Genomic DNA, 17,348 nt, shown 5'->3' on the forward strand with positions numbered 1-17,348 from the left:
TACCTCATGGCTCTCCTGAAGTTTGGGCCACCAAAACCGGAGAACTAAGAGATGCAAAACACACAGGCGACGCGCGAAATCGCGACTCCGGACGCAACCATCCTGCCGCACGAAATGCCGGTTGCTCTCGATAGGGTGGGTGACGGGATTAAAGTCCTTTCTCTTGACTGCTTTGACACGCTTCTCTGGCGCGATTGCCATGCGCCCACCGATCTCTTCCCGGCATTGCCCCGCCTCTCCATCGGTCAGCGTATCGCCAGCGAACAAGCGGCAAGGCAGACTGAGATGGCTCTACGCACCCGCACGGAAGTCGCGATTGACGCGATTTATCAGCAAGCTTTGCCAAATGCCGACGAAAAGACCCGCGCTGAGGCGGTTAAGCAGGAAATAGAAGCAGAGGCGGGATGTTGCTTCGCTTTCGCGCCAACAGTGGAACTCATGCGCAAAGCCAAAGCGAGCGGGCTTAAACTTGTGATTGTGTCTGACACCTATCTGAGCGCTCGCCAATTGCGCATGCTTATCGAACTTTCTTCTGGCGATGAGGTTGCTGCGCTGATCGACAAGATATTCGTCTCATCACAAGCGGGGCTCTCGAAATCTCAAGGCCTGATGCAAAGTGTTCTAACATCGCTCAAAGTGGGCCCGCAAGATGTCTTGCACATTGGTGACAGTCAGACCGCAGACCTTGAGGCATCCCGCGCTCTTGGTGTGCCCGCTTTGCATCTTGTCCAGTTTAGCGATGCCGCGAAACAGCGTCTTCGTTTTGAGCGCAGCTGTCAGCAAATGGCAGGGGATGCAAAGGGTGATGTGCGTGCGCTTATGCCCCACCGCGCTACTCTTGCTTTAGAAGAACCCAAAGTCACTGGCCGCGCAGCAGCGCTGGGTCTGACGGTTCTCGGCCCGGTTTTTCATGCGTTTGATCAATGGCTCCGCGCAGAAGCGCAGGCGCTCAAGCAAGAGCGAGGGGGACAGGTCCATTGGCTGTTCATGCTGCGAGATGGGCATTTGCCTTACATCGTTCACGATACAGCGGGGGCAGAGCAGAGCGTTGCTAAGGTTGAGATCAGCCGCTTCGTCTCGATCGCCGCATCGCTTACATCGAAAGAGGCCTATACCCAGTATTTTGCTAGAGAGCTTGGCCGAAAACCTTCGACGCTTGCGCGGCAGATGCTCTTCAATGAGGACGAAATCACGGATCTGATTGGCGAGGACAAAACCAACGAGCAAATGCTCGAAGGCAGTTACAAGCTGGCCGATGAGCTTAAGAAGGGGCGGCGGCAGAAGATTGTTCGCAAGCGTTCGCGAGAACGTGCCGATCGCCTGGTCGCGCATGTCCGCTCGCGCGTAAATCCCGCCCCCGGCGATACGCTGATGCTGATTGATCTCGGCTATAATGGTTCAGCGCAGACCCATATTGATGCGCTTTTGTCAGAGGCCTTTGATTGCCATGTCGCGGGCCGTTATCTGATCTTACGCGAACTTGCCGCCACGCTCCTTGATAAAAAGGGGCTGATTGATGAGCGGCATTATGACCTTGAGCTTGTTGATGCGCTGTGCGGCAATGTCGCTGTCATCGAACAACTTGCAACATGTACGCTTGGCTCGGTCACAGATTTCACCGATGAAGGCGAACCCATTCGCGAGACGGCGAGCCTGAAAGGTGCACAAAGCGATGTGCGTGACAAAGTGCAAGGCGGCGTTCTGCGCTATGTAAAGGCTGCGAATTCGGGCTGCGCGATAAGACGCCGCAATACGCATCACAGCCGCTCCCTTCGCGAAGGTGCATTGGCTGCGCTCATGCGTTTTATGTTCCTGCCCGCCGCCCGCGAGATCGAAGTGCTCAAAGATTTTGAGCATGATGTGAACATGGGTTCTGAACGCAAGGTTCCGTTGTTCGATCAAGCCCGCGCCAAAGAAGGCATGCAGCGCCGCGGGCTGTTCTATATGCAAGGCTCATCCCGGATGTTCCTGCCAGCGGAAGTCGAGGGCGAGGACATTCATACAAAGCTCTCGCTCCTGACACAGAAGCGATTTGGTCTCAGCCTTACCCAAAACGATACCAGCCAATATCCGATTGCCATTCCCGCCTTCTTCATGGGTGCAAAAGAAGCGGTGCACAGCGTGGTCCATGCCCACCCCACGCATCAAGGGTATTACTGCGTTCGGCTCCCGGTTTCCTCTGAAACTCTCAACGTAGCGCTGACAGTAGGATCGGTTTTCGAGTGGTTTGAACTCGCGAGCATTTCCTCGATCAGTGTGGGAAGTCTTAAGGGCGAAACGCACAATGATGAACGCATGCAGGAGATCGGCGCGCAGTTTGATGGGCTCAAAACGCATGCGGCGGGTATCCATGAATGCACCGGGACGGCGGCATTTGTGCTGGTCAAGGCTCCGCAAGGATACGATGCACAAGACCCCCAAATGATCGAGATCGTCATGCGCCCGCTTATCCGCCGCAAACAGGCAATACTTGCAAATACCCCGCTGCCCTGCGGTGCCGAAAATATAGCAACGATACCGGCATCCCCGAACCAGCGGGAGCATGCGGCGTGAGCGAGCTTTTGATCCATTCCATGGCCGAATTCTCGAGCCTGATATTGCCCTCACTGGGTCATGCCGGCGCCAAAAACATCGCAGAGATAGGCAGTGAGTTTGGCGGCATGTCGAAAATGCTGGCGCAGCATTCGCGTGATGCTGGCGGTACTTTGACCTGCATTGATCCCGAGCCCGCTGAAGAGTTTACCGATTGGGCTGAGCGGCAAGACAATGTGAAACATATTGCCAAACCTTCCTTAGAAGCGCTGGACGTTTGGGAGCCGTCAGACGATGATGCGATCGGCGCATGGTTTGTCGATGGGGACCATAATTATTACACCGTCTATCACGAGCTGACAGCGATAGATGCCATTCAAAAGGCGAGCAAAAAACCCCTGCTAGCCTTTATGCATGATGTGTCCTGGCCGTGCGCGCGTCGCGATTTTTATTACGCCCCTGACCGCGTTCCGCCTGGTTGGCGTCATCCCCATAGCTACGACCACGGCGTTCGGCTGGGCGAGGACGGCGTGCTCGCTGGAAGGGGGCTTCGCGGGATGGGCGCTTTTGCTGTTGCGCTTCAATCTGGCGGGGAGCGCAATGGTGTGCTCACTGCGGTCGAGGATTTCCTGAAAGAAGCAGATACCAAAGAGCGCCCGCTTTTTTATGTCCATGTGCCAGCGGTGCTTGGTCTTGGTGTTATTTTTGACGCTAATGCTGAATGGGCCGGCGCCCTGGCGGAGTTCTTGCTGCCCTTTCACGCCAACCCCCTGATCGCGCGGCTTGAAGAAAACCGTCTGCGCAATTGGCTCGAAGTGGTCGATTGTCAGGATCGCGCTGTTGGTTGATGTGTAAGCTGACTGCCGCTCCCGCTGCAATTCTCCAAAAAAGGTAAAACCCGGAGCCTTGTAGGGCCCCGGGTTTCCTTGCCACCCCGGCGGGAAGCTTGTGTATTCGGCTTATCTTATCGCAGGAGCGATAGGACGTTTTGCTGTGACTGGTTTGCCTGAGCGAGCATTGCTGTCGAAGCCTGTCCGAGAATCTGGGCCTTGGCCAAAGCTGTCGTTTCTTGGCTAAAGTCGGTGTCTTGGATCCGCGAACGCGCATCGGTCAAATTCGTTGATGTCGCGGTCAAATTGTTGATCGCAGCTTCAAGCCGGTTCTGTCCTGCGCCAAGCGATGACCGCGTCGTGTTTACGGCCTGAAGGCCTGCATCAACATTGTTGATCGCAGTTGCGGCGTTGGTGTCAGTGCTCACATCGAGACCAGCTGCATCAAGGTTGGCATTGTCAATTGCGGGGCTGGTCAAAGTGATTGCACGGCCGGCGTCGATCTGAATATTCACCGACACGTCATTGGCGCTGCCTGTGCCGGTTCCGAACACAGAAACGCCGTTAAACTCAGTGTTGCTCAGGATATCGTCGATCTGCGCGGCAAGCTCTGTGACTTCTGTATCGAGGAAGCCGCGGTCAGTGTTGTCGAGCGTGCCGTTTTGCGATTGCACCGCAAGTTCGCGCACCCGCTGGAGCATATTGGAAACTTCTTCAAGCGCACCTTCTGCTGTTTGAGCAAGCGCGATACCATCGGATGCGTTTCGCACACCCTGATTGAGGGCGCGGATATCGCTGGTCATGCCGGTCGCGATTGAAAGGCCGGCGGCGTCATCAGCGGCGCTGTTGATGCGGCTACCGGTTGATAGACGCTCCATAGCGGTGCCGAGCATTTCATTGGCTTTCATGCTGGCGTTTTGAGCGCGCAGAGCCGAGATATTGGTATTGATTACGGACATGGGTCTAACTCCCGTTTTTCCAAGTGCAAGTGGTTGGAACAGAGCAGCCTGTTGCCGCACCTGTCCCAAACTAGACCGGACACAGGCGCAATTGTTTAAGGCACTAATTTTTGCCGAACGGGGAAACCCCCAATAATTGCTCTCTCAATGCTTTGCATCATCCTCAAACCGCGCGCCCTTCGCAAAGGTATAGAGCCCTGCAAAAGCCGACCCCTGAGCGATTTTGCCGCCGTTTGCCGCTCCGAGGCGTAAATTTCGCCTCAGAACTGGTTTTCCCATACCGCCGCGTATCACCGCGTTTTTAGAGACTTAGATGCAAAACTGCGGGAATTCCTAAGGGACCCTACGGGCACTTAAGTTTGCTCTATCTTGTCCGTGCAAGCGGCAAATCCTTTCCACCAGCAACCCAAAGGACCGCAAGAATTCTCCGGTCTGCAATTAAATGGTGGACCGATGCAGGCTCAAAAAAATAGCCACTTTGCGGCCAGTACGGCCCTCAAGGGCGAAAGGCAGGTTGAGAGCCTGTGTGCAGCAGAGACGGGCGCTATGGATAAGCGCTTTGCAGGTCTTCATAATCATGCCGGGCTAATAGAGCCGACTGTGCCCTTGCTTGCGCAAAGCTGGCTGCAGGACCGCCTTGTGCTTGGCGACAGGGGGCAATTTGTGAGCCCGCCGAATTCCGGCAACGACGCGCGCGTTCGCGGCGGCAGAATGACGGTTGATCTTTGCAAGCTTGCGGATGACGCAAGTTCTGCGGCCTCGCTAAACCGGATCAGCGAAGGAAAAATCGGTCTGCATTACCGCGAACAAGATCTGGATACAGCGCGCCCTGCCCTTATCGCCAGCGCATCGCATGGCGGATGGCCGATTGCGCGCGACCCCCAGAGCTTGGCGCTTCTCACTTTAAGCGAACGCATCGCGGTTAGCGATATTCCGGTTCTGCTCGAAGGGCCAACTGGCACCGGCAAGGAAGTGTTTGCCCGTTTTATTCACCGAATGAGCCCGCGGGCGAGCGGTCCGTTTGTTGCCGTCAACTGTGCGGCGATGCCTGAAGCGATGCTGGAAGGCCTTTTGTTCGGGCACCGCAAGGGCGCGTTTACGGGCGCTGCTGAAACACGCGAGGGGCTGTTTCGCGCAGCCGATAGCGGGACGTTGCTGCTCGATGAAATCGGCGAGTTGCCGCTGCCGCTTCAGGCAAAGCTCCTGCGGACCCTACAGGAAGGCGAAGTTCTGCCTTTGGGGGCGACCAAACCGGTCAAGGTTGATGTGCGCATTGTTGCAGCGACCAATCGCACTTTATCGAGCGAAGTGACCCAGGGTCGTTTTCGCGAGGACCTGTACTACCGGCTCAATGTCTTTCCCCTGATCCTGCCATCGTTGCAAGAACGGCCTGCCGATATTGCGCCGCTCGCATTTGGAATGGTGCTACGCCACGGAGCGCAAAGGGCTTTGCCAAGCTGGCTATCGCGCCGCGCCATCGCAGCGCTTGAGGGTCACGATTGGCCGGGCAATGTGCGGGAACTGGAGAATGTGATCCGCCGCGCCATTCTGCTCGCAGGCGATGCGCCGCTTATTGACGCCGAGCATGTGGTCTTTGACCAAGCCGCGCGGCCGCTGATTGCGAGTGCTCCGGGCTGCGAGGCAGCGGCTCTTCATCAAACGCATTGCTCGCCGACCGCCGCTCAAGGAGAGCCTTCATCGCTGTCTGATGTGGCCTTTCAATCTGAGGCGCAGGCGATCATTCGCGCGCTGGAATCGCACAATGGGCACCGCGGAAAAACAGCGGCGAGCCTTGGAGTTTCAGAACGGACGCTTCGTTATCGCTTAGCGTCGATGCGTGAAAACGGGCTTTTCAAGACGGGAGCTGAGGTATGAAGGTCGGCGGTTCCATGGGCGGTATGCACGAGGTAATGGCATTAAGGCAGGAAATCCTTGCCCGCAGTAAGGCGCTGCAAGAAGTGCGTGTGGGTGTTGCGGGCGGCTCCGCCCCGACACCGGCTACACCTGCGACAGGGGCAAGCGGCCAAGTCGCAGGCTTTGCCGATACGCTGCATAACGCCATGCAGGACGTCAGCGCTGTCCAAAAACGCTCGGGCGATATGCAGGCGGCCTATGAGCGCGGCGAGGTGACGGATGTCGCCAAGGTCATGCTCGCACGCCAAGAGGCAGGCGTCGCATTTGAGGCCACCATTCAAGTGCGCAACAAACTTCTCTCTGCCTATCAAGACATCTTGCGGATGGGGAGCTGAGCTGAGTGGCTGAGATGAGTGTTCCTGTCCCTGCGCAAGGCGCGATACCTATTGGCAGCAGCGCTTTGGGTGCGAAGGGCGCAGCCGGTTGGCAGGCGCAATTGAGCGCTTTTGCCAGCCAGCCTGCATTCAAACGCGCTGTGCCGGGGCTCATCGGTTTTGGTGCGGTTGCTGCGGTTGCGGCCATTTACATGGCGATGTCCACGCCGCCGCAGCGCATTTTGTATTCCGACCTTAACGATGCCGAACGCGCGCAAGTTGTGCAAATGCTCGAAACGAGCGGGATCGCCTACACGATTGATCCGCGCACGGGGATTCTGACCGTTTCACAAAGCGACTATCACCCCGCCAAAATGTTGATCGGAGGACAAGGCGGCATTGCCGCTCCGGCCGGGGCAAGTGAAATGCTCGATGCGATCCCGCTCGGATCAAGCCGAACGATGGAAGGGGAGCGCCTTAGGCTAGCCCGCGAGCGCGAGCTTATGCTTACGATCCGCGAGATTGACGGGGTCGAGAGCGTGCGCGTTCATTTGGCAACGCCGGAGCGCTCTGTCTTTGTGCGTGAAAACAATCCGCCCACCGCCAGCGTGATGCTTCGACTGTCGAGCGGGCGTTCTCTCAGCCAGTCCCAGGTTGAGGCGATCGTCAATCTGGTTTCGGGCTCTGTGCCCGGTATGACGCCCGATCTTGTGCGCGTGGTCGATCAAAATGGCCGCCTCATTTCATCGCCGCGCAAGGACACACTTGAACCGCTCATGTTGCAGCGCGAGTTTGAAGCCAAGCTGCAAGAACAGGTCGCGAGCCTTTTAACCCCGCTCCTAGGTGAAGGGAATTTCTCTAGCCAGGTGCAGGCCGAACTGGTGCGCGAGGAGATTACCTCAGCGCGCGAGAGTTATGATCAGGATGGGGCGGTTCGTTCAGAAAGCGAACGCAATTCCAGCCGGACCGCGCAAGCTGGAGCGGGAGGCATTCCGGGCGCTGCAACCAACACTCCTCCCGATAATCCAGAGCTGGTCGAAGGCCCGCCTGATCCGGATGTTGCCGCAAGAGAGGCTGCGCAAACACCGCGCGATACCGAGAGCGCGGTGCAGCGCAATTACGAACTTGGCCGCGAGGTTGAAGTCAAATCCGCGCAGCCCGGAGGCCTCACCAAGCTTTCGGTTGGCATTGCGGTAAGCGAAGCTGCGCTTGAGGCCGCCGCGCCCATGACAGCGCAGCAATTGCAAACTCTGGTGAGTGCAGCTGTTGGTGCAGACAAGGAGCGCGGTGATCAGGTGCAGGTCGTAGTCGGGGCCTTTGATGATACCGAAATGGCCCAAATGGCTTTTTACGAGCAGTCGTGGTTTGCGCAGGTCCTGCGCATTGTGGCCGCACTGCTCGCCGTCCTGATGGTCCTGCTACTTGCGGTTCGTCCCCTGATCAAAGCCGTCAAAGGTTCAGGCGACGCGAATGCGAAAGGCAATCATATCAAGCAAGGCGCTGGGCTGGACGGCGCAGAGGTGGACGGCGCGGATGAGGACCAGCTGGAAGGCTACCAGGCTGATAACGCCGATGCGCATGGCGCGATTGCAAGCGGGATCACTGCGGCAAGCGGCAGCACGCCGCTTCCCCCTGAAATGATATTCAACAACCGTATTCAGGTTGCTCGAAAGCTCGCTTCCGCTGAGCCGGACCGCGCGGTTGAAGTGCTCAAACGCATGATCGACGAGCCTGAAGAGCTTTCAGAAGATGAAGATGAGGGAGCACAGGCGTGATGGAACATGATGTTGCCACCTCAGCAGAAGCAGTTCGCAAAGCCCCTGCGCGCGCCTTACTCACCCGCGTTCAAAGGGTTGCCATATTCCTTATGCTGCTGGGCGATGATGAGGCCTCCGTCCTCATGTCGCGCATGGAACCAGGCGAGCTTGAGCTGATTGGGGCGACCATGCTCGAAATGGGCGAAATCAAGCGAGAGATGATGAATGAGGCGCTCGCTGATTTTGTTACCGAAAGCAAAAGTGACCGTATACCCGCGCGCGATCGCAATGCTCAGGTGCGCGAGATGATGGAGCGCTCGCTTGGCCCGACAAAGGCTGAAAGCATGATGCTCAAGCTTGATCCAACGCCAAGACCCCGAAGCCTTGAAATGGCGCGATGGCTTGCACCGTCCGTTCTATTGAAACTGGTCGATGATGAACACCCTCAGGTGATCGCGGCGCTTTTGTTGATGCTTGAGCCAGAGCCCGCTGCCGAAGTACTCTCCGACCTGCCCGCCCCTATCCAATCGGTCGTGGTAGAGAAAGCCGCCACGATGGGCCCAATTTCTCAAGCCGCAATTGATATGATTGATAAGCTGCTCTCGCAAAGGATCGGGGCAAGCTTTGGTCCTGCTGCTCTAACAATTGGCGGTGCGAAAGAAGCAGCGGCTCTTATCAATGCAAGCGCAGGCGATCTTAAGGGAACCGTTTTGCCCGCCATCGCTCAGCGCAATGCACCCCTGGCTGAGCAGATCGAGGAAGAGCTCTTCACCTTCGATATGCTGCTGGAACTCGATCCCAAGACAATGGGCCGTATCCTTCGCGATGTGGACAATGATGCGCTTATTGATGCGCTCAAAGGCATTAGGGAAGAACAGCGCAATGTGTTCTTCTGCTGTATGTCCTCGCGCGCTGCTGATGGTATCAAAGATGAGATCGAGATGCGTCAGCGCCTGAGCAAAAAAGACGCCGAAAACGCACAGCGCAAGGTCGTAACGCTAGCACGCCAGCTTGCGGATCAAGGTGAGATTGACCTTGGAGGCGGCGATGGCGAATTCATCTGATTGGTTGAATGCTCTGCTTGAGCAGCCGGAAGAGGAGACGCCCGAGCCCAAAGCATTGAGCTGGCTTCCCGATTTTGGCTCGGCAGGTGAGCCCGCCAGCCGTTTTGTCGAAGGGATGCCATTTGGCCAGACCTTGGCCCCGGACCCGGCCCCGGCCTCGGACCCGCTACAAGCTGACAAAGCCGTGCCAGACGCGCTGCCTGAGGCTTCCTCTGGTCAGGTTTTGCAGGATGTTCTTCTCAAGGGCTTGGCAGATCAAGAAACCGAGCTGGGGGCGGCGGAACCGCAATCCGTTTCCCAGCACGAGCCACCACCGCCGGACCCCTTAGCCGAGGCCTTTGCCAAGGGAGAAGCCGCAGGGCGGCTCGCGGCGCAGTCCGAATTCCAAGCGCGCGAGGACCATAAGATCCGGCTTCGCCAGACGTTACGCGCTCTGGATCAAGCCGCAATGGACGCGCTTGCTAGCGATTTGGAAGAGACCATTATCACACTGTGCTCGCGCGCGATTGCTGATTTTGTGCCTTCTGCTGACGCACTTCGTGAGCGTTGCCGGGAGGTTGCAGAGCGCCTGGGTCATGGGGCGGTGGTGGCAACCTTGCACCTGCATCCCGATGATCTCACCGCGATTGACGAAGCGAGCCTTGGGGGCTGGACAATTGTCGCTGATCAAGCGGTTGAACGGGGCGGATTACGGCTTGAGACCAAGGATGGCTCGGTGAGCGATACCCCTTCCGATTGGCGCCGCGCTATTGCCGCTGCGATCCGGGGGTGATGCGCGGTGCTCGCTGAGATGCAGATCGAACTTGCCCGTCACCGGGCGGCAAAGGTTGAAAAGGGCCCCGTTGTGTCCGGCAAAGTCGCCGCTTGCGACGGCGGGCTGATCGAGGTTTCTGGCCTCGCTCTGCCGATCGGTTCGCTTGGCGCAATTGCCAGCGATGACGGCGATGAACCGGGCGCAGAGGCCTTGGCCGAAGTCATTGGATTTCGCGGCGGACATTCGCTGATGATGCTTCTGGGCGACACCCAGCTTTTGCGGCCCCAATCCCGCGTTCGGGCAGTCGGCAAGCCAGCTTTGGTGCGCGTGGGAGAGGCATTGCTTGGCCGCGCTGTCGACGGTCTCGGCGATCCAATTGATGGCGGGCCTGCCCTCGCGCTGAGCGAATGTTGGCCGTCGGGAGGGCGGCGCGAAGGCGCGCTCGACCGGGCGCAGGTGACCCGCCCGTTTGATTGCGGGGTGCGCGCGATTAACGCCTTGGCGACGATGGGGCGCGGCCAAAGAGTGGGTGTTGTCGCCGGGTCGGGCGTCGGCAAATCGGTCCTGATAGACACGATCTCAGCAAAAGCAGAGGCAGATATCACTGTTGTTGCCATGATCGGCGAACGCGCGCGCGAAGTATCGGATTTCGTGGCGCGCCATATGACCGATGCCAGACGCGGGCGTATGGTTCTCATTGCGGTGCCTGCTGATCATGCTCCCAATTTGCGTCTTCGGGCGGCCCAATATGCAAGCTCGATTGCCGAATATTTCCGCTCGCAAGGCAAAAGCGTCCTTCTTGTTCTCGACAGCCTCACCCGCGTGGCACACGCCGCACGTGAATTGGCTTTGGTGTTGGGCGAGCCGGGAGCAGCGCGCGGATATCCGCCGAGCGCGCTGGCCGCAATTACCCGGCTGGTTGAGCGTGCGGGCAACTCCGCCAAATCAGGGGGCTCGATCACCGGCGTCTACACCGTTTTGGCCGATGGTGATGACATGAACGATCCGGTTGTCGATACAGCACGCGCGATCCTTGATGGGCATATTTTGCTTTCGCGCGATCTGGCGCAGCGGGGCCATTACCCCGCAATTGATATTCCCGCCTCGCTCAGCCGGGTTATGGACTTCGTCGTCAGCCCGCACATTGCCGAGTCCGCGCGCAAGATAAGAGCGCTTATCGCTGCTCGCGAGGAAAACCGCGATCTTGTCATGATGGGCGCATACCGCGCAGGCTCTGACCCTTCGCTTGATATGGCGCTTCAGCACAGTGCTGCGATTGATACCTTCCTTACGCAGGACCGCTTCGCCGCAATCGGCTTGACCCAGAGTTTGGATGAACTTCTCGCCCTTGCAAACGCAGCCGAGGGCGTAGGGCCTGAAATCAATGGGTGAGGACCGGCGGCTGAAAATCGCGCGGCGGCAGTTGATGCTGGCCCAGATCGCCCGGCGCGGGGCACGCATTGCCCTCGCGGCCGCTCTAGCGGAAGAGAAGCGCAGCGGGGAGGTGCGGGCGCGGGCAGCGGGGCTCTTGCAGGAATATGCAAAGAGATTGGGCTCGCCCCAGCTGGTTCCGCATGCAGAAGCGCTGCAGTCGGATTTTGCATTTGCTGGCTCCTTGCAAACGATGGTGGAGGGCGCAGAGGCATCCCACGGCGATGCGCGTGATCAAGTCACCTGGCAGATGCGTTCGCTGGCCGCTGCCGAGGCGCGCCTCAAAGCGCATGAGACCCGTCTGCGCGGCGAAAAGCGCGCGCTAGAGGACTTAAAGGCGCGCCGTGATGTGCCGCTGGAGCTGACCGGGTCGGCGGGCATGGCACGCAAGTTGCACAAAGGTGAGGAAGCCGGTGATGCCGTCTCTTTGGAAGGCGGAGAAAATGCCGGGGACCCTCAACCCTAAGCGCCTTTCTCCAAAGGCGTTTTGCTGCACGGATGAAAGCCTTGATCGCGTTACCCGGCCTAAACACCGCCCCTCTCGCACCTGCCTCTGCTATTGCTCCCAAAGAGCTGATTGGGAGGGTAAGTTTCCCTGGTTTATTAGGCGGTCTTCAGACGAGTGCTGATCCGCGTGAAGGGGGTGAGGGCGAAACCACCGCGCTATCTGATGCGCCTGATAAGCAGGAACTTGCGGCCACTTTGCCCGTGCCTGATATGTTGCTTGCGCCGCAAATTGCGCCGCCCGAAAGCGGCAAAACCCCGCCTAGTCCCGGCACCAATTTGCCGGCTCCGATGGCAAATGCCGATCAGCCCGAGACCGCGCCTATAGACAGCTTTGTGCGCGTTGATACGGTCTCAAATTCGGCTGGAACAACAGCGACAATTTCGGGCTCAGTTTTTTCTCCTGTTCCGCTCCCGCTCCGTGCTTCCGTGGATGCAGTGCATAGACCGGAGCCGCAATTGAATGTCGACGTCACCCAGCCCTTGTCAAATACGGCGGCGGCGCCGGAGATGAGCGCGTCTGAGCGCGGGATACAGCCGCCTTCCATCGCGCCATCACAATCATCAAGCGACCAACACACCGCACCGAGCGCCCCCCTCCTCACCCACCAATATTGACCACTCAGGTCGTAGGCCCACCGGGGAAAAATGCGGAGAAAAGCGATCAGAGGGCCGCATCTGCCAGTCCGGCGGCGAATCCCGCGGTTTCGCCTTTTCAATCGGCCGAAGGCGCAGATTTTTCGGTTCAGCAAAAGGGAAGCGGGGCCATAACGGGCCGCACTCCCAAAGACCGTAACGACCTGAAGCAGGTGACAGACTTGCCAAGGCCAGCTGCCGGAAATCCGCCCAATTCGCGGCCAGCACCGGTCGCCGAGGAGATTTCGTCACCGCAATCTCCGCCTGAACCGAGCATGGCGGCCATCACCACTGCGACCGAAGCGCGCGGCAGAAACGATCTTGCGCATTCACGCACCAGACCACCTCTCGGGCCATTGCTTGGACAGTCTGTGCAAGGTTCGGAAAGACGGCTCACCGCCTCTATGAATGGGCCGCTACCCATTTCCGCTTCGTTACAGCTTTTGTCCTTGGTTTCGGTCAGCGGCTCATCAGAAGCGGCATTGATCTCTCAAAACCCTGCCGTCCCTAGCGAGTATTTCGGGGTTCAGGCGGCGGCAAGCTCGTCCCAATTGCAAACGCAGGCCCAGCCTCAAACGCAGGTTCAGGCCCAACCTCAGGCCCAGCCTCAGGCTCAGCTTCAGGACGGGCTCCCACCTGTAGCGGCGCAAACCAGCAACATTGCATCCAGCACAGACACCAGCCCAGCCAGCAACACAGCGCTTCGTCTCTCGCCCCAGCTTGAGAGCACGATTGAGCAGCTAACTGAAAACCGAAGCAACGCGCAGGCTAACCGCCCGGAGCTGACTGTCAGGCATCATGAATTTGGGGCCATTTCCATGCGGCTAGAAGGGTCTGGAAGTGAGCTGCGTGCAACCCTTGCAGCGCGCGATCCGGGTTTTGTGCCCGCGATCCAAACCGCTTTGGCAGAGCGAGGCATCGCGGCCAGCACCGAAACCGCCGCCGCACATTCGCAGCGCGGCAGTGATCCAAGCGGCTCGCAAGCGGGTTCTCAAAGCCAGTCGAACGCAAATGCACAATCCGGCACATTCGCCAATTCCCATGGGCCAAGCTGGAATTCAGGCGGTGCCTACGGGTCTTCCACAGGGTCAGGGCAAGGAACGTCTCAACCATACGCGGGGCAAACCGGTGATCGAGATGGCGAAGAAGGTTTGAACCGAGGCAATGGCCCTGGTTCTGGCGCTGGGTCATCAGGAGAAGGCGAGCGTTTTGCCTGATCAATCAAACGACCGAATTAGGGAATTGACCTGAGATGTCTGACGCAAAAGCAGAAGAAGGAGAGGAAGCCGCGAAAGGCCGCGGCGGCATGAAGATGATCATTGGCATCATCGCCGCCTTGGGCGTCGGGGCTGGGGGTGCTTATGGCGCTTTTGCGGCTGGATTTATCGGCGATACTGGTGACGGCGGTCCCAATCATCCCGAACTGGTGCGCAAGGGCGATTCTGATCCCTATCCCGCGCCCGGCGGGGACAAGGAGGATAGCCCAGTCGTATACGGCGAAGGCGGGAGCGAATTTCGCACCGCCTATTACACCTTCGAAGACAGCTTCACCTCAAATCTTGCCGATTCATCTGGGCTTATTCAGGTCGAGCTGGCCGCATCAACCCAGCGTGACGGGAGGGTGCTGCAATGGGTTCACAATCACCAGCTTGCTATTCGTTCGGCCATTCTGATCCAGCTTGCCGCAACACCGGAGGCTGACCTTTATGCGATTGAAGGCAAGGCGGAGCTGGCGAAAAGGCTCACCAAAGCCATCAATGACGTGCTTGAGAAAAAAGAAGGTTTTGGCGGCGTTGAAAATGTGCACTTCAAAGGGTTGCTGGTCCAATGAATATGTCAGGCACCTTTGCATCTGATTTTGCCGATGCACGTCCTGTAGCGCGGCATTGCACCGAGCTGACATGGCGCGGTCCGCGCCCGGAAGAGCGCGAGGGCACAATCGCGGAATGGAAGCGCGACCTTGCCAGTGAAATGGCCCATGAGCTGGGGCAAATTCTTCAAGGCGATAAGCTTGAGGTGTCAATTTCCGGCCCGGAAAATATGACGGGGACACAGGTGTTTGAAAAGATCGGCGCGGTTGCCGTCAACACTATCATCCGTATCGGATCCGGGGACCAGACCGTTCTTTTCAGCCTTAGCTGCCCCGCAGCCGTTGCGCTCACTGATGCATCGTTTGGTGGGGAGGGCGCATTGCCTGACAATGTGCCAACACAATTGCCGCGATCCGCGGGGCTTTTGGTCGAACAATTCGCCAGCTCCATCGCGCAAGTTGTCGCATTGGCGCGCCATTCGAGCGAGCCGCCGCGCGGTGATGTGCTTGTGCGATCCGAAAGCGTGATGCGCCTGAAACCGTTCAATGCGGATGCGCAGATAGCGGTTCTGAACATTACCATTGCCCAAAGCGCTTTTGCCGAGTGGCCAATGCTGATCGCATTGCCAGTAGAGCGGTTGGATGAGCTATTGCCCAAGAACAATTCGGGCCGTCCGTCTGCGTCAGATACATCCGGCAGCCGCAGCGGTGATCCTTACGCTGGCGTCCCTCTTAACCTTCAAGCGGTTTTGACCGAGTTTGAAATGCCGCTTGGCAAGCTCGAAGCTCTCGCGCCGGGCGATGAGATTGCCCTGACAATTCCGCGCGAGCTGCCGCTGAGGATCGGGAATGATATCTTCGCGCGCGGGTTGGCGGGGACATCCGAGAACCACATGGCTTTGCGGCTGACCCACGTTGAGCATCGCGGCCACGCTTTGGGAGCGGCACAATGAGCGCATTTGACCAGACATTAAGCCCCGCGCTTCAGCGATTTGGGGCGGTCTCAGTTCGGCTTTCGGTTGAACTTGGCCGCACCAATATGGCGCTCAAAGACGTCTTGGCGCTTGCCGAGGGAAGTGTCGTCTCGCTCGACAAGCTCACTGATGAATTGCTCGATATCACTGCAAACGGAGAGGTCATTGCGCATGGGGAAGTCATCGCGCAGGACGGCCGCTTTGCTCTGAGAATTGTAAGTCTTGCCGGTGCAGATGGCGGCGGGGGCCCTTCGTCAAGCAGAGCACAAAGGCCCGGTGCACGGGCTGCTACGGCACAGGAGCAATCTGCTCGCCCTCAACCTCCGGTTGAGCCACCATCCGAAGCTCCCGGTCAGGCAATAGCCAAAGAACCTGCCAAAGAGGCAGAAGCGGATGCGCTTCCCGAAGCGCCGCACGCCAATAGTCCCAATGTCAAAGAAGCAGCAGGCAGCGCAGACCTGGATCAAGCGATATGATGGCTGACTATTTCTTGCGGCTCGCGCTCTTGCTGCCTCTTTTGGGGTTGATGATCTGGGGTAGCCTTAAGCTCACGCGATATTTGCAGACGCGGTTGGTCGGAATGCAATCGGGTCCAGGCTCTTTGGAACTTGTTGAGACCAGCCTTTTGGCGCCCGGTTTAAAGCTCGCAGTCGTGAAGTTTCACGGGCGCGAAATTTTGCTGGGCTGTTCGCGTGCGGGCATTGTGCGGCTGGGCGAGGCGGAGGCATCTGAACGCGCTCAAACTGCCGCTATTTCTCGAAAAGCTGAGGTTTAGTCATGAGCGCATTCAAACGCATCGGCTGGCTCTTTTGTTTGCTTTCATTAACCATGTTTTCGCTCGGCGCGGCGGCGCATGCTGCGGTTCCGGTCGCTGAACCGGATCCCGCCGGAATTGGCAGCGCCATCGAGCGAGCATTGAGCGCAGAAGGTGCCGGCGAGGATACGCCGCTTAGCTTCTCGATCCAGCTGCTCTTGTTGATGAGCCTCCTCACGCTTTTGCCTTCGATCGTGCTGATGATGACATCTTTTCTGCGCATTCTGATCGTGCTCTCGATCCTGCGCCAAGCTTTGGGCTTACAAGGCTCTCCGCCGACACAGGTGCTGGTGGGCCTTGCGCTTTTCCTATCGCTTTTCATCATGGCCCCAACGCTTGATATGGTGAACACGGCCGCGATTGAGCCTTATGCAAGCGGCGCATTGGAAGCTGATGCCGCCATTGCTGCGGCAGGCGAGGCGTTCCACGAATTCATGCTGCGGCAAACCCGCGAGACGAACCTCATAATGTTCGCGGATATTGCGGGCGCAGGGCAGTTTGAGAACGGCAAAGAGATCCCCTTCTCCATCCTGCTACCCTCTTTTGTGACAAGCGAACTGGAGACCGCATTTCAGATCGGCTTTATGCTCTTTTTGCCGTTCCTTGTGATCGACCTTGTTGTGGCAAGCGTCTTGATGAGCCTTGGCATGATGATGCTCTCGCCAACGATCATTTCGCTTCCCTTTAAGCTGTTGCTCTTTGTCCTGGTCGATGGCTGGTCGCTCTTGATGGGCAGCCTGGCGATGAGTTTTGGATAGGGGACGCTAGGTCATGCAGGAAGATGCGCAGCTTCTGGCGCTGGCTGACCAGACCTTATGGGTAACAGCGCTCATTGTGGGTCCAGTCCTCTTCTCAGCGCTCACCGTGGGATTGATCGTCGGAATCGTTCAGGCGGCGACATCGGTGAACGAACAGACGCTCACCTTCGTGCCAAAACTGGCGATCACCGCTGTGGTGTTTGTCGTGCTTGGCGGGACGATGATGGCGCTTCTGGGGGATTTCACGCGCGAGATATTTGCTCAGGTTGCTGGTATCGCAGGGTAGGGGCAGGGCCA

Annotated in this window: 19 protein-coding genes; 17 read left to right on the forward strand and 2 right to left on the reverse strand. The window is 58.2% G+C overall.

From position 1 onward, the window contains the following. Window positions 1-51 precede the first annotated feature (51 nt). Window positions 52-2,553 (forward strand): HAD family hydrolase, encoded by a 2,502-nt coding sequence (locus tag AC0V60_RS14825; RefSeq protein ID WP_486179199.1) that lies wholly within the window; start codon window positions 52-54, stop codon window positions 2,551-2,553. Next, window positions 2,550-3,380, forward strand: coding sequence for a class I SAM-dependent methyltransferase (locus AC0V60_RS14830; protein WP_486179200.1), 831 nt, complete (start codon window positions 2,550-2,552; stop codon window positions 3,378-3,380). Before AC0V60_RS14825 ends, AC0V60_RS14830 begins: the two co-directional genes overlap by 4 nt. Window positions 3,381-3,496: 116 nt before the next feature. On the opposite strand, the gene AC0V60_RS14835 is transcribed toward AC0V60_RS14830, so the two are convergent. Together AC0V60_RS14835 and AC0V60_RS14840 are read right to left on the reverse strand one after the other, a co-directional pair. Beyond that, window positions 3,497-4,321 carry a flagellin N-terminal helical domain-containing protein gene (locus tag AC0V60_RS14835; RefSeq protein ID WP_486179201.1) on the reverse strand — a complete coding sequence of 275 codons (825 nt, stop codon included), beginning with the start codon at window positions 4,319-4,321 and terminating at the stop codon, window positions 3,497-3,499. A 144-nt stretch (window positions 4,322-4,465) separates the two neighbouring features. Further along, entirely contained in the window at window positions 4,466-4,600 is a 135-nt protein-coding gene (locus AC0V60_RS14840) for a hypothetical protein (protein WP_486179202.1), read from the reverse strand. A 174-nt stretch (window positions 4,601-4,774) separates the two neighbouring features. Between AC0V60_RS14840 and AC0V60_RS14845 the strand changes: the two genes are divergently transcribed. The 15 genes from AC0V60_RS14845 (at window position 4,775) to AC0V60_RS14915 (ending at window position 17,337) form a co-directional block, all read left to right on the forward strand. Beyond that, the gene (locus AC0V60_RS14845; protein ID WP_486179203.1) at window positions 4,775-6,196 is read left to right on the forward strand and encodes a sigma-54 interaction domain-containing protein; all 1,422 of its coding nucleotides are present in this window, start codon (window positions 4,775-4,777) and stop codon (window positions 6,194-6,196) included. Further along, entirely contained in the window at window positions 6,193-6,570 is a 378-nt protein-coding gene (gene fliE, locus AC0V60_RS14850; protein WP_486179204.1) for a flagellar hook-basal body complex protein FliE, read from the forward strand. Before AC0V60_RS14845 ends, fliE begins: the two co-directional genes overlap by 4 nt. 14 nt (window positions 6,571-6,584) lie before the next feature. Further along, on the forward strand, window positions 6,585-8,324 hold the full coding sequence (gene fliF, locus AC0V60_RS14855; protein WP_486179513.1) for a flagellar basal-body MS-ring/collar protein FliF: 1,740 nt from the start codon (window positions 6,585-6,587) through the stop codon (window positions 8,322-8,324). Next, entirely contained in the window at window positions 8,324-9,370 is a 1,047-nt protein-coding gene (locus AC0V60_RS14860; protein WP_486179205.1) for a flagellar motor switch protein FliG, read from the forward strand. The genes fliF and AC0V60_RS14860 overlap by 1 nt, the downstream gene beginning before the upstream one ends. Further along, window positions 9,354-10,142: a FliH/SctL family protein gene (locus AC0V60_RS14865; RefSeq protein ID WP_486179206.1), complete on the forward strand. Its 789-nt coding sequence runs from the start codon at window positions 9,354-9,356 to the stop codon at window positions 10,140-10,142. Before AC0V60_RS14860 ends, AC0V60_RS14865 begins: the two co-directional genes overlap by 17 nt. A gap of 18 nt (window positions 10,143-10,160) precedes the next feature. After that, window positions 10,161-11,516, forward strand: a complete 1,356-nt coding sequence (locus AC0V60_RS14870; protein WP_486179514.1) for a FliI/YscN family ATPase — start codon at window positions 10,161-10,163, stop codon at window positions 11,514-11,516. Continuing rightward, on the forward strand, window positions 11,509-12,021 hold the full coding sequence (locus AC0V60_RS14875) for a hypothetical protein (protein WP_486179207.1): 513 nt from the start codon (window positions 11,509-11,511) through the stop codon (window positions 12,019-12,021). Before AC0V60_RS14870 ends, AC0V60_RS14875 begins: the two co-directional genes overlap by 8 nt. Window positions 12,022-12,053: 32 nt before the next feature. Continuing rightward, on the forward strand, window positions 12,054-12,677 hold the full coding sequence (locus tag AC0V60_RS14880; RefSeq protein ID WP_486179208.1) for a hypothetical protein: 624 nt from the start codon (window positions 12,054-12,056) through the stop codon (window positions 12,675-12,677). Window positions 12,678-12,868: 191 nt separating this feature from the next. After that, window positions 12,869-13,912: a hypothetical protein gene (locus tag AC0V60_RS14885; protein ID WP_486179209.1), complete on the forward strand. Its 1,044-nt coding sequence runs from the start codon at window positions 12,869-12,871 to the stop codon at window positions 13,910-13,912. 35 nt (window positions 13,913-13,947) lie between these two features. Further along, window positions 13,948-14,526, forward strand: a complete 579-nt coding sequence (locus tag AC0V60_RS14890) for a flagellar basal body-associated FliL family protein (RefSeq protein WP_486179210.1) — start codon at window positions 13,948-13,950, stop codon at window positions 14,524-14,526. Then, window positions 14,523-15,458, forward strand: coding sequence for a FliM/FliN family flagellar motor switch protein (locus tag AC0V60_RS14895; protein ID WP_486179211.1), 936 nt, complete (start codon window positions 14,523-14,525; stop codon window positions 15,456-15,458). Before AC0V60_RS14890 ends, AC0V60_RS14895 begins: the two co-directional genes overlap by 4 nt. Continuing rightward, window positions 15,455-15,955, forward strand: coding sequence for a flagellar motor switch protein FliN (locus AC0V60_RS14900; protein WP_486179212.1), 501 nt, complete (start codon window positions 15,455-15,457; stop codon window positions 15,953-15,955). The genes AC0V60_RS14895 and AC0V60_RS14900 overlap by 4 nt, the downstream gene beginning before the upstream one ends. After that, window positions 15,952-16,254, forward strand: coding sequence for a flagellar biogenesis protein (locus AC0V60_RS14905; RefSeq protein WP_486179213.1), 303 nt, complete (start codon window positions 15,952-15,954; stop codon window positions 16,252-16,254). Before AC0V60_RS14900 ends, AC0V60_RS14905 begins: the two co-directional genes overlap by 4 nt. A gap of 2 nt (window positions 16,255-16,256) precedes the next feature. Then, window positions 16,257-17,051, forward strand: coding sequence for a flagellar type III secretion system pore protein FliP (fliP, locus tag AC0V60_RS14910; protein WP_486179214.1), 795 nt, complete (start codon window positions 16,257-16,259; stop codon window positions 17,049-17,051). 13 nt (window positions 17,052-17,064) lie between these two features. After that, window positions 17,065-17,337: a flagellar biosynthetic protein FliQ gene (locus AC0V60_RS14915; protein ID WP_486179215.1), complete on the forward strand. Its 273-nt coding sequence runs from the start codon at window positions 17,065-17,067 to the stop codon at window positions 17,335-17,337. Window positions 17,338-17,348 lie beyond the last annotated feature (11 nt).

The sequence above is a fragment of the Erythrobacter sp. S259 genome (genome assembly GCF_057364965.1).

Coding starts and splice junctions, on each gene's coding strand:
- AC0V60_RS14870 (WP_486179514.1), top strand. CDS start 10,161: ATGCAGATCGAACTTGCCCGTCACCGGGCGGCAAAGGTTGAAAAGGGC.
- AC0V60_RS14845 (WP_486179203.1), top strand. CDS start 4,775: ATGCAGGCTCAAAAAAATAGCCACTTTGCGGCCAGTACGGCCCTCAAG.
- AC0V60_RS14895 (WP_486179211.1), top strand. CDS start 14,523: ATGAATATGTCAGGCACCTTTGCATCTGATTTTGCCGATGCACGTCCT.
- fliF (WP_486179513.1), top strand. CDS start 6,585: ATGAGTGTTCCTGTCCCTGCGCAAGGCGCGATACCTATTGGCAGCAGC.
- AC0V60_RS14865 (WP_486179206.1), top strand. CDS start 9,354: ATGGCGAATTCATCTGATTGGTTGAATGCTCTGCTTGAGCAGCCGGAA.
- AC0V60_RS14835 (WP_486179201.1), bottom strand. CDS start 4,321: ATGTCCGTAATCAATACCAATATCTCGGCTCTGCGCGCTCAAAACGCC.
- AC0V60_RS14890 (WP_486179210.1), top strand. CDS start 13,948: ATGTCTGACGCAAAAGCAGAAGAAGGAGAGGAAGCCGCGAAAGGCCGC.
- AC0V60_RS14825 (WP_486179199.1), top strand. CDS start 52: ATGCAAAACACACAGGCGACGCGCGAAATCGCGACTCCGGACGCAACC.
- AC0V60_RS14860 (WP_486179205.1), top strand. CDS start 8,324: ATGGAACATGATGTTGCCACCTCAGCAGAAGCAGTTCGCAAAGCCCCT.
- AC0V60_RS14915 (WP_486179215.1), top strand. CDS start 17,065: ATGCAGGAAGATGCGCAGCTTCTGGCGCTGGCTGACCAGACCTTATGG.
- AC0V60_RS14880 (WP_486179208.1), top strand. CDS start 12,054: ATGAAAGCCTTGATCGCGTTACCCGGCCTAAACACCGCCCCTCTCGCA.
- AC0V60_RS14905 (WP_486179213.1), top strand. CDS start 15,952: ATGATGGCTGACTATTTCTTGCGGCTCGCGCTCTTGCTGCCTCTTTTG.
- AC0V60_RS14900 (WP_486179212.1), top strand. CDS start 15,455: ATGAGCGCATTTGACCAGACATTAAGCCCCGCGCTTCAGCGATTTGGG.
- fliE (WP_486179204.1), top strand. CDS start 6,193: ATGAAGGTCGGCGGTTCCATGGGCGGTATGCACGAGGTAATGGCATTA.
- fliP (WP_486179214.1), top strand. CDS start 16,257: ATGAGCGCATTCAAACGCATCGGCTGGCTCTTTTGTTTGCTTTCATTA.
- AC0V60_RS14840 (WP_486179202.1), bottom strand. CDS start 4,600: ATGGGAAAACCAGTTCTGAGGCGAAATTTACGCCTCGGAGCGGCAAAC.
- AC0V60_RS14875 (WP_486179207.1), top strand. CDS start 11,509: ATGGGTGAGGACCGGCGGCTGAAAATCGCGCGGCGGCAGTTGATGCTG.